This is a genomic window from Kribbella sp. NPDC004138 (assembly GCF_053603655.1).
Window position 1 is genome coordinate 154,714 of record NZ_JBSGFZ010000015.1, and the last position, 13,570, is coordinate 168,283.

Annotated in this window: 16 protein-coding genes; 13 read left to right on the plus strand and 3 right to left on the minus strand. The window is 69.8% G+C overall.

Features of this window, described 5'->3' with window-relative positions; genetic code table 11:
* Positions 1-31 precede the first annotated feature (31 nt).
* Complete coding sequence (purD, locus tag ACWEOO_RS22215) at positions 32-1,309, plus strand: phosphoribosylamine--glycine ligase (protein WP_452144609.1); 1,278 nt, start codon at positions 32-34, stop codon at positions 1,307-1,309.
* A gap of 61 nt (positions 1,310-1,370) precedes the next feature.
* On the opposite strand, the gene ACWEOO_RS22220 is transcribed toward purD, so the two are convergent.
* The gene (locus tag ACWEOO_RS22220; protein WP_452144610.1) at positions 1,371-1,955 is read right to left on the minus strand and encodes a hypothetical protein; all 585 of its coding nucleotides are present in this window, start codon (positions 1,953-1,955) and stop codon (positions 1,371-1,373) included.
* Positions 1,956-2,218: 263 nt separating this feature from the next.
* Here ACWEOO_RS22220 and ACWEOO_RS22225 point away from each other — a divergent pair, with 263 nt between their 5' ends.
* From ACWEOO_RS22225 to ACWEOO_RS22270, 10 genes are all read left to right on the plus strand, one after another.
* Positions 2,219-2,707 (plus strand): SigE family RNA polymerase sigma factor, encoded by a 489-nt coding sequence (locus ACWEOO_RS22225; RefSeq protein ID WP_452144611.1) that lies wholly within the window; start codon positions 2,219-2,221, stop codon positions 2,705-2,707.
* Positions 2,700-3,311 (plus strand): hypothetical protein, encoded by a 612-nt coding sequence (locus ACWEOO_RS22230; RefSeq protein ID WP_359931263.1) that lies wholly within the window; start codon positions 2,700-2,702, stop codon positions 3,309-3,311. Before ACWEOO_RS22225 ends, ACWEOO_RS22230 begins: the two co-directional genes overlap by 8 nt.
* Before the next feature lie 15 nt (positions 3,312-3,326).
* Positions 3,327-4,763: an adenylosuccinate lyase gene (gene purB / locus ACWEOO_RS22235; protein WP_452144612.1), complete on the plus strand. Its 1,437-nt coding sequence runs from the start codon at positions 3,327-3,329 to the stop codon at positions 4,761-4,763.
* 158 nt (positions 4,764-4,921) lie between these two features.
* Entirely contained in the window at positions 4,922-5,305 is a 384-nt protein-coding gene (locus ACWEOO_RS22240; RefSeq protein WP_452144613.1) for an LLM class flavin-dependent oxidoreductase, read from the plus strand.
* Positions 5,306-5,308: 3 nt separating this feature from the next.
* Complete coding sequence (locus tag ACWEOO_RS22245) at positions 5,309-5,665, plus strand: hypothetical protein (RefSeq protein WP_355695178.1); 357 nt, start codon at positions 5,309-5,311, stop codon at positions 5,663-5,665.
* Between the two features lies 1 nt (position 5,666).
* Positions 5,667-6,059: a hypothetical protein gene (locus ACWEOO_RS22250; protein ID WP_359931272.1), complete on the plus strand. Its 393-nt coding sequence runs from the start codon at positions 5,667-5,669 to the stop codon at positions 6,057-6,059.
* Between the two features lie 63 nt (positions 6,060-6,122).
* Entirely contained in the window at positions 6,123-7,340 is a 1,218-nt protein-coding gene (locus ACWEOO_RS22255) for a glycosyltransferase (protein WP_452144614.1), read from the plus strand.
* A 1-nt stretch (position 7,341) separates the two neighbouring features.
* On the plus strand, positions 7,342-9,339 hold the full coding sequence (locus tag ACWEOO_RS22260; RefSeq protein WP_452144615.1) for a glycosyltransferase family 39 protein: 1,998 nt from the start codon (positions 7,342-7,344) through the stop codon (positions 9,337-9,339).
* Positions 9,340-9,342: 3 nt separating this feature from the next.
* Positions 9,343-9,825, plus strand: a complete 483-nt coding sequence (locus ACWEOO_RS22265) for a hypothetical protein (protein ID WP_452144616.1) — start codon at positions 9,343-9,345, stop codon at positions 9,823-9,825.
* A 197-nt stretch (positions 9,826-10,022) separates the two neighbouring features.
* Positions 10,023-10,445, plus strand: a complete 423-nt coding sequence (locus ACWEOO_RS22270) for a hypothetical protein (protein WP_359931283.1) — start codon at positions 10,023-10,025, stop codon at positions 10,443-10,445.
* Here ACWEOO_RS22270 and ACWEOO_RS22275 read toward each other — a convergent pair.
* Positions 10,429-11,007 (minus strand): TetR/AcrR family transcriptional regulator, encoded by a 579-nt coding sequence (locus tag ACWEOO_RS22275; RefSeq protein ID WP_452144617.1) that lies wholly within the window; start codon positions 11,005-11,007, stop codon positions 10,429-10,431. The two genes, ACWEOO_RS22270 and ACWEOO_RS22275, sit on opposite strands and share 17 nt — an antisense overlap.
* Before the next feature lie 53 nt (positions 11,008-11,060).
* Between ACWEOO_RS22275 and ACWEOO_RS22280 the strand changes: the two genes are divergently transcribed.
* Positions 11,061-12,119: an FAD-dependent monooxygenase gene (locus tag ACWEOO_RS22280; protein WP_452144618.1), complete on the plus strand. Its 1,059-nt coding sequence runs from the start codon at positions 11,061-11,063 to the stop codon at positions 12,117-12,119.
* A 21-nt stretch (positions 12,120-12,140) separates the two neighbouring features.
* Positions 12,141-13,016 (plus strand): phosphoribosylaminoimidazolesuccinocarboxamide synthase, encoded by an 876-nt coding sequence (locus ACWEOO_RS22285; protein WP_452144619.1) that lies wholly within the window; start codon positions 12,141-12,143, stop codon positions 13,014-13,016.
* On the opposite strand, the gene ACWEOO_RS22290 is transcribed toward ACWEOO_RS22285, so the two are convergent.
* Complete coding sequence (locus tag ACWEOO_RS22290) at positions 13,013-13,501, minus strand: hypothetical protein (RefSeq protein ID WP_363717588.1); 489 nt, start codon at positions 13,499-13,501, stop codon at positions 13,013-13,015. The two genes, ACWEOO_RS22285 and ACWEOO_RS22290, sit on opposite strands and share 4 nt — an antisense overlap.
* Positions 13,502-13,570: the final 69 nt, after the last annotated feature.

Sequence of the window (13,570 nt, forward strand, 5' to 3'; positions counted from 1 at the left end):
TTACCGCGAGGGCACGCTAGGCTGAGCGCCCGTGAAGGTCTTGGTGATCGGCTCGGGTGGCCGCGAGCATGCACTGGCCTGGGCGCTGGCCCAGGATTCCGAGGTCGAGCAGGTGGTGGCGGCCCCGGGCAACCCTGGCATCGCCGCGTTGCGCCCGGCGTACGAAGGGCAAACGATCGTTTGCCGCCCGGTGGACATGTCGGACCACGACGCGGTTGTCGCGCTGGCGCGGGAGCTGGCCGTCGACCTGGCGGTCGTCGGCCCGGAGGCGCCGCTCGTGGCCGGCCTGGCCGACCCGCTCCGGGAGGCCGGGATCGCGGTCTTCGGTCCGTCCCGCGAGGCCGCGCAGCTGGAGGGCTCGAAGGCGTTCGCGAAGGACGTGATGGCCGCCGCCGGTGTGCCGACCGGCCGGGCGTACGTCTGCACGACGGCCGAGGAGGCGGCGACGGCGATCGACGCGTTCGGCCCGCCGTACGTCGTGAAGGACGACGGGCTCGCCGCGGGCAAGGGCGTGGTGGTCACGTCGGACCGCGAGGCGGCGCTCGCGCACGCGGCCGAGTGCGACCAGGTGCTGATCGAGGAGTTCCTGGACGGGCCGGAGGTGTCGCTGTTCGCGATCACCGACGGTACGACCGTGCTGCCGATGCAGCCGGCGCAGGACTTCAAGCGCCTCGGCGACAACGACGAGGGCCCGAACACCGGCGGCATGGGCGCCTACACGCCGCTGCCGTGGGCGCCGGACGACCTGGTCGCCGACATCCTCGAGAACGTGCTGCAGCCGACCGTCGACGAGCTCCGCCACCGCGGTACGCCGTTCAGCGGCCTGGTGTACGCCGGGCTCGCGCTGACGTCCCGCGGTGTCCGGGTGATCGAGTTCAACTGCCGCTTCGGGGACCCGGAGACGCAGGCGCTGCTGCCGATGCTGAAGACCCCGCTCGGCGGTCTGCTGTACGCCGCGGCCACCGGGAAGCTCGCCGATCACGGGGATCTGAGCTGGCGGAACGCGTCCGCGGTCACGGTGGTGGTCGCTGCGAAGAAGTACCCGTCGAGCCCGCGCAACGGCGACGTCATCACGGGGATCGAGCAGGCCGAGAGCGACACGGTCCGCGTCTTCCACGCGGGGACGGCGCTCGACGACGACGAGCTGGTGACGGCCGGGGGACGTGTGCTCGCGGTCAGCGCCGTCGGCAAGGATCTCGCCGAGGCCCGGCAGCGCGCGTACGCCGCGGTCGGTCAGATCCGGATCAAGGGCTCCCAGTACCGCACCGACATCGCGCTGAAGGCCGAGCGCGGCGAGATCACCGTCTGAGGTCCGGACGCGACAGAACCGCCGGCCCAGGCGCGGCCGGCGGCTCTGTCTGTCGTGGAGGTCAGGCGGTGTGCGGCGTCGGGCCGGCCAGCTTCGGCAGGACCTCGGCGTCGGCGGGAACTGTCCGCAGGTGGGCGTACCCGAGGATCGACAGGATCAGCAGGATCCCGGCCGCGGCGAAGGCGGCGATCGCGGCGATCAGAGCGATCTGGCCCATCTTCCAGAAGGCGTAGGCGTTCAGCAGGAGGCCGCGCAGGGTCTCGCCGCGGAACGCGGTCTGCACCTGGCCGGCCAGCTTCTCGTCGTTCGGGTTGGCCCGCGACTCCTCGGACAGCTGCGCGTAGGTCTTGCCGCCGGCCATCTCGTTGATGTGGACCCTGATGTAGTGGTTGGCGTAGGCCTCGGCCTGCGCGCCGTTCACCAGTTGCTGACCGGCGTACTTGGACAGGTACGGCTTGACGGCCGGGTCCTCGAGCGACTCGCTGCCGGCCTTCGGGAAGTAGATCTGCTGGGCGGCGAGCTGGCTGTGGACCTGGTCGTCGACGAAGTTGTGTGCCCACAGCAACAGTCCGCCGGCAGCGCCCAGGACGATGGCGAGGACGAGTCCGGCTGAGGTGAGCAGCGCGTCGAAAGTCTTGCGGCGCATGGCGGGTTCCTTTCGGGCCGCGGTCCTCGGGGCCGCGGAGTGTGATTGATCTGCACTCCGAGTGTTCGCCCGCGCACCCCACCCCGAACAGGCACCGAACGGCCCTGATCGCCAGGTCCATGGACCCGATCCCACCGGGCCCTGCCTCCGCCGAGGAGCCAAGCGGCCTCGTCCGTGGTCCACTGGATCAGGTACTCGGAGTGATTTTGGATAGGGTCGCGGATTCAGGGAACCGGATCGGTGGGTCGGGGGTGTAGGTGGGTATGGAGACGGAGGGGCTGCGGGAGTTCTACAGCGCTCATCAGCCGCGGCTGGTGGGCGTGATCTCGCTGCTGACCGGGTCACGTGCCGAGGCCGAGGACATCGTCCAGGAGGCGTTCGTCCGGCTCGTGCCCCGCTGGGAGAAGGTGTCGCGGTACGAGGCTCCGGAAGCCTGGGTGCGACTGGTCGCGCTGCGGCTGGCCGCCAATCGGCACCGGGACGGCAACCGGTTCACGCAGCTGTTCCACCGGCTGCCGGCCGAGCACGTCCCGGACCCCGCCGACCGGTATTCCGGTGATCTCGAGCAGGCTCTCGCCGGCCTGCCGATGCCGACCCGGCAGGTCGTCGTCCTCCATTACGTCTGTGACCTGAGCGTGGCTCAGGTGGCCGACGCCCTCGGGATCGCGGAAGGCACGGTCAAGTCGCGCCTGTCCCGCGCCCGGGACACCCTGTCCGATTCATTGCTGTTGAGGAGTGACGACCATGCCTGATCTGCAGGACGACCTGCAGGCGCTGGCCGACCGCCGCGCCGCCGAGTCGACCGGAGACTTCGACTCCGTCCTGACCACGGCCCGGACGCGCAAGCGCCGCCGGACCGCCGGTCTGACCGTGATCGGCGCGGCTGCCGTGGTCGGCGCCGTCGCGATCGTCCCCACGCTCCGTCCGGCGGCGAACAACGTGCCCGTGGCCGAGAGCCCGGTGCCGACGAACGCCGTCGCCCCGCCCAAGGTCGAGACGATCCCGTCCACCAAGCCGTCCCCGAAGGCGGGCGCGCTCGGGCTGAAGTCCACGGTCGCGGCGGCCGGCGGGCAGTTCGTCGCCACGTTCCCGGACAAGCAGGTCCGCGCCGCGACGTTCTCGCTGTCGTCGGCGTCCAAGCCGGATGTCGCGCTGTACACGCTGGTCGCGAAGATCCCGGGCGACGCCACCACGCCGTACGCGATCCGGATGGGCGGCGAGATGGGCATCGCGATGCCGTCGTACAACGGCCCCGGCCCGTACACGCTGGCCATGCCGAAGAACCTGCCCGCCGGCTCGTACCGAGTCTGCACGCTGTCCGGTGCGCTGCTCTGCGGTCTGGTGACCGTCAGCTAGAGCTCATCTGGGAGAATGGGGTTCGTGACCAAACCCCGGATCCCGAACGTTCTCGCCGCGCGCTACGCCAGTCTGTCGATGGCGGAGCTGTGGTCGCCGGAGCACAAGATCGTGCTCGAGCGGAAGCTCTGGGTCGCCGTCCTGAAGGCCCAGCGCCGGCTCGGGGTGACGGTGCCGGACGGGGTCGTCGAGGACTACGGGCGGGTGATCGACCAGGTCGACCTGGCGTCGATCGCGGACCGCGAGCGGGTCACGCGGCACGACGTGAAGGCGCGGATCGAGGAGTTCAGCGCGCTCGCCGGGCACGAACACATCCACAAGGGGATGACGAGTCGTGACCTGACCGAGAACGTGGAGCAGCTCCAGATCCGCGCCGGCCTGGAGCTGGTCCGGGACCGCGCGGTGGCGACCGCCGTACGGCTGGGTCAGCTGGCGGCCGACCACGCGGCGCTGGTGATGACCGGGCGTTCGCACAACGTGGCCGCGCAGGCGACGACGCTGGGCAAGCGGTTCGCCTCGGCCGCCGACGAGTTGCTGGTCGCGATCGCCCGGCTCGAGGAACTGATCGAGCGGTATCCGCTGCGCGGCGTCAAGGGCCCGGTGGGTACGTCGCAGGACATGCTGGACCTGTTCGGCGGTGACCCGGCCAAGCTGGAGGAGCTGGAGCAGGACATCGCCCAGCACCTCGGGTTCAGCCACACCCTGACGAGCGTCGGCCAGGTGTACCCGCGGTCGCTCGACTACGAGGTCGTGTCCGCGCTGGTCCAGCTGGCCGCGGGGCCGTCGAGCCTGGCGACCACGATCCGGCTGATGGCCGGGCACGAGCTGGTCACCGAAGGCTTCAAGGAGGGACAGGTCGGCTCCTCGGCGATGCCGCACAAGATGAACACCCGGTCCTGCGAGCGGGTGAACGGGCTCGCAGTGATCCTGCGTGGCTACGCGTCGATGGCCGGCGAGCTGGCCGGCAACCAGTGGAACGAGGGCGACGTCTTCTGCTCCGTCGTCCGGCGGGTCGCGCTGCCGGACGCGTTCTTCGCGCTGGACGGGCTGTTCGAGACGTTCCTGACCGTGCTCGACGAGTTCGGGGTGTACCCGGCCGTCATCAGCCGTGAGCTCGAGCGGTACCTGCCGTTCCTGACCACGACCAAGGTGCTGATGGCCGCGGTGAAGAACGGCGTCGGCCGGGAGACCGCCCACGAGGTGATCAAGGAGCACGCGGTCGCCACCGCGCTGGACCTGCGCAAGGGCCTGGCCGCGAACGACCTGTTCCACCGCCTCGGCGCCGACGGCCGCCTGGGTCTCACCGAGGAGCAGATCGTCGGCATCGTCGGCGAGCCGCTGTCGTTCACCGGCGCGGCCGTCGCCCAGGTCGGCGCGGTCGTCGCCAAGATCGACGAGCTCGCCAAGCGCTACCCGGAGGCGGCTGCCTACACCCCGGGGGACATCCTCTGACGCACCGCCCTTGATAACCGGACCGTGGTCCACTAAGTTGAGTGGACCATAGTCCGGTTAGTGAGGTGTGGCATGCAGCGGGTAGGTGTCGTGTTCGGCAGCTTGACGCCGGCCGAGGAGTTTTCCGGTGGGCTCGCGAGCTGACGGGACCGGTGCCGGTGACGGCGTACGTTCTGGCGGCTGTCGACGACGATCCTGCGGTGGCGCGGGAGGCTGTGCGCGCTGCGGTCGGGTTCTTCCTGGTGGCGGAGTCGCGCTCGGCGCTGGTGTCGCGCTCGCAGTACGCCGACGAGGTGCTCGCGGCGGTCGACGCGCTGGCGCCAGGAGAGTCGTTGGTTGTTCCGGACCGCTGGGTGAACGAGTTCGCCGCGGCGGGGACACCTGATCAGGTCGCCGACCGCTTGCGGGCACTGCTGGACGCGGGCGCGGATTCCCTTGGATTGTGGCTCTTTCCACCGGACCGGCTGTCCGAGCAGATCCAGCGGGTAGCCGCCGAGGTGTTGCCGAGGCTGGAGTCGCCAGTGGGGTGTGACATCCTCTAACGCGTGTTCGCACCGCTCACCTGGGCTCTCGTCGGGTTGTCGCTCGCTGCGATGGTGTACGCCCTCGTACTGGCCGCGCGGAACAAGCGGATCGACTGGACCGTGCTGGGCGTGCTCGGCGTGGTCGAGGTCCTGCTGGTCGCGCAGTTGGTCGTCGGGATCGTGCAGCTGAGTGGCACGGACCGGGACGTGTCCGGGCCGTTCTTCGTCGGGTACCTGATCGGGTCGCTGCTGATCCTGCCGATCGGTGCGTTCTGGGCGCTGGCCGAGAGCAGCCGATGGGGCGCGGGTGCGCTGGCGATCGCCTGTCTGGTGATCCCGATTCTCGAGCTGCGGCTGCACGACCTGTGGGCGGTCTGAGGTGACGGATCCGGCGGCCACGAAGCACGGGCCGGGGAGGATCCTGATCGCGGTGTACGGCGTGTTCGCGCTGGCCGCGACCGCGCGCGCCGGCGTGCAGATCGCGACCAAGTTCGACGAGGCGCCGATCGCATACCTGCTGTCGGCCGTTGCCGCGGTCATCTACTGCGCCGCGACGTTCGCGCTGGCGAAGGCGACACCGGTGTCCCGCAAGGTCGCCACGGCCGCGATCGCGATCGAGCTGATCGGGGTGATCGCGATCGGCGCGTTCAGCTACGCCGTACCGGACGACTTCCCGGACGCGACCGTGTGGTCGCACTTCGGCCAGGGCTACGGCTTCGTCCCGCTGCTCCTGCCCGTACTCGGCCTGCTCTGGCTCCGTCGCACCCGGTAACTCCCAGCAAACTGCCAGCCACACACAGGGGCTGGCTCAGCTTGGCCGGACAGCATCGGTGGCATGCAGATTCCAGGTCACCCTCGGGTCGAGATCGTCGTACCCGTCAAGAACGAGGAGAACGACCTCGGACCGAACATCAGACGGTTGCGGGAGTTCCTCGACACCGCTTTCCCGTTTCCGGCCGAGGTCTGCATCGCGGACAACGGAAGTACCGACGCGACCTATGAGATCGGCGCGCTGCTCGCCGCCGAGCTGCCCGGGGTCCGGGTGGTCCGGCTCGAGCAGTCCGGGCGTGGCCGGGCGCTGAAACAGGTCTGGTCCGCGAGTCCCGCCGAGGTACTCGCCTACATGGACGTCGACCTGTCCACCAACCTGAACGCCCTGCTGCCGCTGGTCGCGCCGCTGCTCGCCGGGCACAGTGATGTTGCCATCGGCACCCGGCTCGCGAAGAGCTCCCGGGTGGTCCGGCGGCCGAAGCGGGAGTTCATCTCACGCTCGTACAACCTGTTGCTGCGGGCAACGTTGAGCGCACACTTCTCGGACGCGCAGTGCGGCTTCAAAGCGATCCGGGCCGACGTGGCACAGGAACTGCTGCCGCTCGTGCAGGACACCAGCTGGTTCTTCGACACCGAGCTGCTGGTGCTGGCCGAGAAGGCAGGCCTGCGGATCCACGAGGTACCGGTGGACTGGGTGGACGACCTGGACTCCCGGGTCGCGATCGCGAAGACGGTCGGCGAGGATCTGCGGGGGATCGCCAGACTGATGCGCAGTCGCGTCGACCTGGAGCCGATCCGGCAGCAGTACGGGCGGCCCCGGATCCTCGACCCGCGGACGGCGATGGCCGCGCGGGTGCTGCGGTTCTGTGCGGTCGGGGTGCTGAGCACAGCGGCGTACGCGCTGCTCTATCTCGTGCTGCGCCAGGGGATGCCGGCCCAGGTCGCGAACCTGCTGGCGCTGCTCATCACCGCGGTCGGCAACACCACGCTCAACCGGCGGATCACGTTCGGGGTGCGTGGGGTGGAAGGCCGCTGGCGGCATCAGCTGCGCGGCCTGGTCACCTTCGGCATCGGCTGGAGCCTGACCGCCGCGTCGCTGTGGCTGTTGCACACCGCGGTCTCCGCGCCGCACCAGGCGGTGGAGATCACCGTCCTCACCATCGCGAACCTGGCCGCCACCGTGGTCCGGTTCAGCCTCTTCCAGACGTGGGTGTTCGACGACGACGCGCCTACCTTGCCCACCTTCGAACCGCCGGTTCTCGAGAACACCCGGAGCAACTGACATGACCACTTTGTCCGATCCCGTCGAGGCCACCACGCCTCGCGCGATCAGTACGCCGTACACGTTGAGTCGCGACAAGGTGCTGTACGGCGGTCTGCTCGCGCTGACCGCGATCGCCTATCTGTGGGGCCTGTCCAAGAACGGGTACGCCAACGAGTACTACGCCGCCGCAGTACAGGCCGGGTCGTCGAGCTGGAAGGCCTGGTTCTTCGGGTCCTTCGACTCCTCGAGCTTCATCACTGTCGACAAGACCCCCGCTTCGCTGTGGGTGATGGGACTGTCGGGGCGGATCTTCGGGTTCAACACCTGGAGCATGCTCGTCCCCGAAGCGCTGATGGGTGTCGCGAGCGTCGGCTTCGTGTACGTCTCCGTACGGCGCTGGTTCTCCGCGAACGCCGGTCTGCTGGCCGGGGCGATTCTCGCGCTGACACCGGTCGCGGTCCTGATGTTCCGCTTCAACAACCCGGACGCGCTGCTGATCCTGCTGCTGTGCGCCGGCGCGTGGGCCGTGACGCGGGCGATCGACTCGACCAAGCACGCGGCGCGGTGGATGATGCTGGCCGGTGCGCTGGTCGGCTTCGGGTTCCTGACGAAGATGCTGCAGGCGTTCCTGATCCTGCCGGCGTTCGGGATCGCTTATCTGGTGGCCGGCAAGCCGGCGCTCGGGAAGCGCCTGGTGCATCTCGTGCTGGCGACGGTGTCGCTGATCGTCAGCGCCGGCTGGTGGGTCGCGATCGTCGAGTTGCTGCCGGCCTCGGCTCGGCCGTACATCGGTGGGTCGTCGACCAACAGCATTCTCGAGTTGACGCTCGGCTACAACGGACTCGGCCGGTTGAACGGCAACGAGACCGGCTCGGTCGGCGGCGGTGCAGGTAACCCCGGTTGGGGCGGCGCGGCCGGCGTACAGCGGTTGTTCGGCGGTGAGTTCGCCTCGCAGATCGCCTGGCTGCTGCCGGCGGCCCTGATCGCGACCGTCGTGCTCGTCGTTGCCGCGGGCAAGGCGCCACGGACCGACCGGAAGCGCGCGTTCGCGCTGCTGTGGGGTGGTTGGCTGGTCGTCACCGGGCTGGTGTTCAGCTACATGCAGGGCATCATCCACAGCTATTACATGATCGCGCTGGCGCCGGCGATCGGGGCGTTGATCGGCGCGGCGATGGCGGTGCTGTGGCGGCGCCGGGCGGAATGGTTGCCGCGGACAACGTTGGCCGGTGGGATCGTGCTGACGGCCGGGTGGAGCTTCGCGCTCTTGAACCAGACGCCTTCGTGGCAGCCGTGGCTGCGCTGGGTGGTTCTTGCCGCCGGTGTGGTGGCGGCCGGGTTGTTGATGCTGCTTCCGGAGTTGAAGCTGCGTCGTACGGCGGCTCGGCGGGCGGGGCTGTTCGCTGCCACGCTGCTCGCGGTGAGCGCACTGGCCGGGCCGACGGCTTACTCGGTCGAGACGATCAGTGCGGCGCATGCCGGCGCACTGCCGTCCGCTGGGCCGTCGGGTTCCGGCGGGATGATGGGCGGCGGGCGTGGTGGGTTCGGCGGCGGGCGAATGGGTACGCCGCCGGGCGGCACTGCGCAGCAGCCTGGGACTGGTACTGGTACTACGCAGCAGCAGGGTGGGGCTGGTGGTGTCGGCGGATTCCTTGGTGGCGGCGGGATCAGCAGTGTCTCGAGCGAGCTGGTGACGCTGCTGCAGCAGGGGGCGAAGGGCTACACCTGGGCCGCCGCGTCGGTGACCGCGAACGGCGCTGCGCCGCTGCAGATCGCGTCCGGCGAGCCGATCATGGCGATCGGCGGATTCAACGGCACCGACCCGGCGCCGTCGCTCGCGGAGTTCAAGGAACTGGTTGCCCAGGGCAAGATCCATTACTTCATCGGCAGCGGCGGCGGAATGATGGGCGGCCGCGACGGCACCTCCAGCGAGATCGCCACCTGGGTCAGCGAGAACTTCCAGTCCCAAACCGTCGGCAACACCACCGTCTACGACCTCTCTACCGGAACAGGAGCCTGAGAAATGAGTCAGTCCACAGAAGCCCAGTTCCAGGCGGCACAGGCCGCCCAGAACAACCCAGCCGCGGCGCTCCAGCAGCCTGCAGGGCAGCAGCCGTCCGCGCAGTACTCCCCGCCGTCCGAAGGGGTGAAGCCCGAAGGGACGAAGGGCGGACGGCCGAGCAACCTGATGCTGGCGGGTGCCGGCTCGATCCTCGCGGTGCTCGCCTTCCTCGGCGGCATGGCGGTCGGGCACTCGTGGGACGGCACGAGCAACCAGCAGGGCCAGCTCGGCGGCCCCGGCGGCGGTTTCCGCGGCGGTTTCCCCCAAGGCAACGGCCAGGGCACGGGCCAAGGCAACGGTCAGGGAACGGGCCAGGGCAACGGGTTCGGCCAAGGCACAGTCCCGGGCCAAGGTCAAGGCCAGGGCACCCAGCAAGGCCAAGGAACTCAGCAAGGCCAAGGCACCGGTACACAGCAGGTCCCCGGCCAAACCCGGACCAGCTGACCAAGCAGCCCGGCGGGCCTCGAGCGGACACTCGGCCCGCCGGGCGTCCTTGTGCCTCCACCGCTCATTTCGGCCGCGCGAAAACGGTCGGTGGGTGCACAAAGTGGGCGTGGAAGCGGCTGGCTTGACGAGCGTCAAGGGATGGGATGACACGCGGGAGGGTTCGCGGGGGTGTGGGGTGGGGTAATGATCGGGACGTGGAATGGTCGAACGTCACCTGGTTCCTGACCGCGCTCGGGGCGGTCGTCGTGCTGATCACGCGTGTCCGGCTCGGGGGGACTGTTGTCGACGGCACCGGTCACGGCGCGGGCCGGCATGGGTACTCCGCGACCCTCCTGCGGATGCACACGCTGGTCGGTGTGATCACGCTGCTCGGCTGGGTTGTTGCCCTGGTCACCGGTCGGCAGGGGATCGCGCTGGTGATCCTGGCCGGCTGGTGGTTGCTGACCGCGGTCGGTTTGTTGCTTCTCGCCCGCTGGTTGCCGAGCGGCGGCAAGCACTCCGAGGATGCGCAGAGTGATTCCTGGGGTTCCGGCGCCGGCCTGTCGGTGCTCGGCCACGTCGGCATGTTGCTCGGCGTCTGCTATTTCACCTTCGTCGCGGTCACGGACCGTCTCTGAGCCCGGCGATCAGCGCCGTGACGGAGCGTCGTACGGCGGCCTCGAACGCTTCTGGTGAGAGCGTGCCCCCGGCCCCGGCGACCCGGTCGTACATCAACCCGTCCATCATCGCGGCGACCGGCCACGCCGCGGCGTCCGGGTCGGGGACGCCGAGACCGGCGAGCAGTTGCGCGAGCATCGCCCGCAACTGCTGCCCGCCTGCATTGATCGCGGCGCGCAGCTCCGGCTGACGACTCGCCTCCAGCGACAGCTCGTACCGGGCGACCAGGTCCTCCGGCCGGTCCCGGGCGAGTCCGGTCGTCATGGCCACCATCAGTTCGATCGCATCCGTCCCGGCTGGCGGCATCCCGGTCACGTCGCGGGTGAGCATCCGGTTCACACACGCGGTGAGCAGGGCGTTCCGCGTGCGGAGGTAGTACGACGTGGAGCCCGCGGGCAGGCCGGCCTCGGCGTCGACCGCGCGGTGGGTCAGACCGCGCAACCCGCGGGTCGCGACCAGCCGGATGGCGGCGTCCGCGATTGCGTCCTGCCGGTCCGCGCCGCGCAAACGCTCCTTCGTCACGCGGCACAGTCTCGCACTTCCCAACGGAACTCTACAGATGTAGAGTCAAGGTCATGAGTACGGCGATCGTGGTGGGAGCGGGGATCGGCGGGGTCACGGCGGCTGTCGCGCTGCAGCGGTGCGGCTGGCAGGTCACGGTTCTGGAGCGCGCTGCGGAGCTCGGCGAAGTGGGGGCCGGCATCTCCGTGTGGCCGTCGGCGGTCGCGGTGCTCGAGGAGCTCGGGGTGAAGGGCGTCGAGAAGGCCTCGGTGCAGTCCAGGCCCGCCGGGATGCGGAGACCCGACGGCCGCTGGGTCGTCGGCGCGCCGGACCTCGGAATGGAGCTCCCGGTGATGATCCACCGGGCTCAGTTGCACGACCTGATCACGGCTGAGTTCGGCCCGGCGGTGACGGTCCGGACCGGGTACGACGTCCGCACGATCACCCAGGACGCTGGCGGCGTCACGGTCAACGGCGACCTGCGCGCCGATCTCCTGGTCGCGGCGGACGGGATCCGCAGCGCGGTGCGAGGCGCCCTGTATCCGCAGTACAAAGGGCCGCGGTACTCGGGTTTCACGGCGTACCGCGGGATCGCGGACGTCGACCTCGACGACGGCGGTGGCGAAACATGGGGCCGTGGGCAACTGTTCGGGTTCGCGCGGCTCATCGACGGGCGGTTCTACTGGTACGGGACCGCGAACCAGCCGGCCGGTACGACGAGCGAGCCGAGCGTGTTCGAGAGCTGGCACGACCCGATCCCGCGGCTGATCGCGGGCAGCGAGAAGATCCTGCAGAACGACATCTACGACCTGACGTTGCCGCTGGTGCCGTTCGTGCAGGGCCGGGTGGTGCTGCTCGGGGACGCCGCGCACGCGATGACGCCCAACCTGGGCCGCGGCGCGTGCTCGGCGATCGAAGACGCCGGTGCGCTGGGTCGTCACCTCACCAGCGCCAACCTGCAGACGGCGCTGGCGGCGTACGACGCGGAACGGCGGCCCGCGACGACCAAGCTGGTGAAGCGATCGCGGAGCCTCGGCCGGCTCGCCCAGACCGAGAACCCGATCGTGTGCACGATCCGCGACGGCTTGTTCGCGGTCGGCGGCAAACTGGTGGCCCTGCGCGCCCGCAAGTAGGCGGATGGAAGAATCGGCGCCGTGACCACACTTCCGCAGGCGCCCGAGATTCCCGGTGCGAAGCACCTCCACTCCGGCAAGGTCCGGGACCTGTACGAGCTGGAGTCCGGTGACCTGCTGATGGTCGCGAGCGACCGGATGAGCGCGTTCGACTGGATCCTGGAGTCGGTGATCCCCGACAAGGGGAAGGTGCTCACCGCGATGAGCCTGTGGTGGTTCGAGCAGCTCGACGTGCCGAACCACATCATCTCCACCGATGTCCCGGCCGAGGTCGCGGGCCGGGCCGTGGTGTGCGAGAAGCTCGCGATCTACCCGGTCGAGTGCGTGGCACGGGGGTACCTGAGCGGCACCGGTCTGCTCGATTACAACGCGTCCGGCGCGGTCTGCGGGATCCCGCTGCCGGCCGGTCTGGTCGAGGGGTCACGCCTCGAAACCCCGATCTTCACGCCCGCCTCGAAGGCCGAGCTCGGCGAGCACGACGAGAACGTGTCGTACGACGCGGTGGTCGCGACCGTCGGCGCGGACACCGCGGCCGTGCTGCGCGACACGACGCTCGAGATCTACACGACCGCGCGGGCGATGGCCGAGGAGCGCGGGATCATCCTGGCGGACACCAAGTTCGAGTTCGGCGCCCGCGCGGACGGGACGCTGGTGCTGGCCGACGAGGTGCTGACCCCGGACTCGAGCCGTTTCTGGCCGGCTGACCAGTGGTCCCCGGGCAAGCAGCAGCCGTCGTACGACAAGCAGATCGTGCGCGACTGGCTGCAGTTCGAGTCGGGCTGGGACCGGACGTCCGGCGAGGCGCCGCCGCCGCTGACCGACGAGGTCGTCGAGCGGACCCGCGCGTCGTACATCGCGGCCTACGAGCAGCTGACCGGCCGGAAGTTCGACGGCTAGAACAGGCCTACGCCGAGCGCGAGCAGGACGAAGCGGCCGCCGCGGCCGAGCAGGACCGCGAGGGTGAAGACGGCGGTCCGCATCCGCGAGGCGCCGCCGATCAGCGCCACGCCGTACAGCGGCGGGATGCCGACGAACGCGCTCAGCAGGGTGACTGGCATGCCCCAGCGGCTGTCGCTCATCGCGTCCAGGAGACGCTTGCTGAGGTCACGGTTGCGCTGGACGAAGCGGCCCCAGCGGGTGTCCAGGTCGACCGCCTTGGGCTCCTTGGTCTGGCGGGCCGCGTAGCCCGGCCGGTACCGCACGGCGAGGAACATCGCGACCTTGCCGATGGTCTGCCCGACCGCGACGCCGACCGCGGCGACCACCGGGTTCAGGGCATGGGTGACACCGACGCCGAGCACGTACGCCTCGGCGTTCAGGAACGGTACGACGGCGGACCCGATACCGAAGCCCACCGCGAGCACCAGTTGCCAAACCCACATGACCTCGAGGCTATGCGCGATGAAGGCCGTTGCCACGGGGGTTAGCACCACTTCGGGGAGCGACCAGGG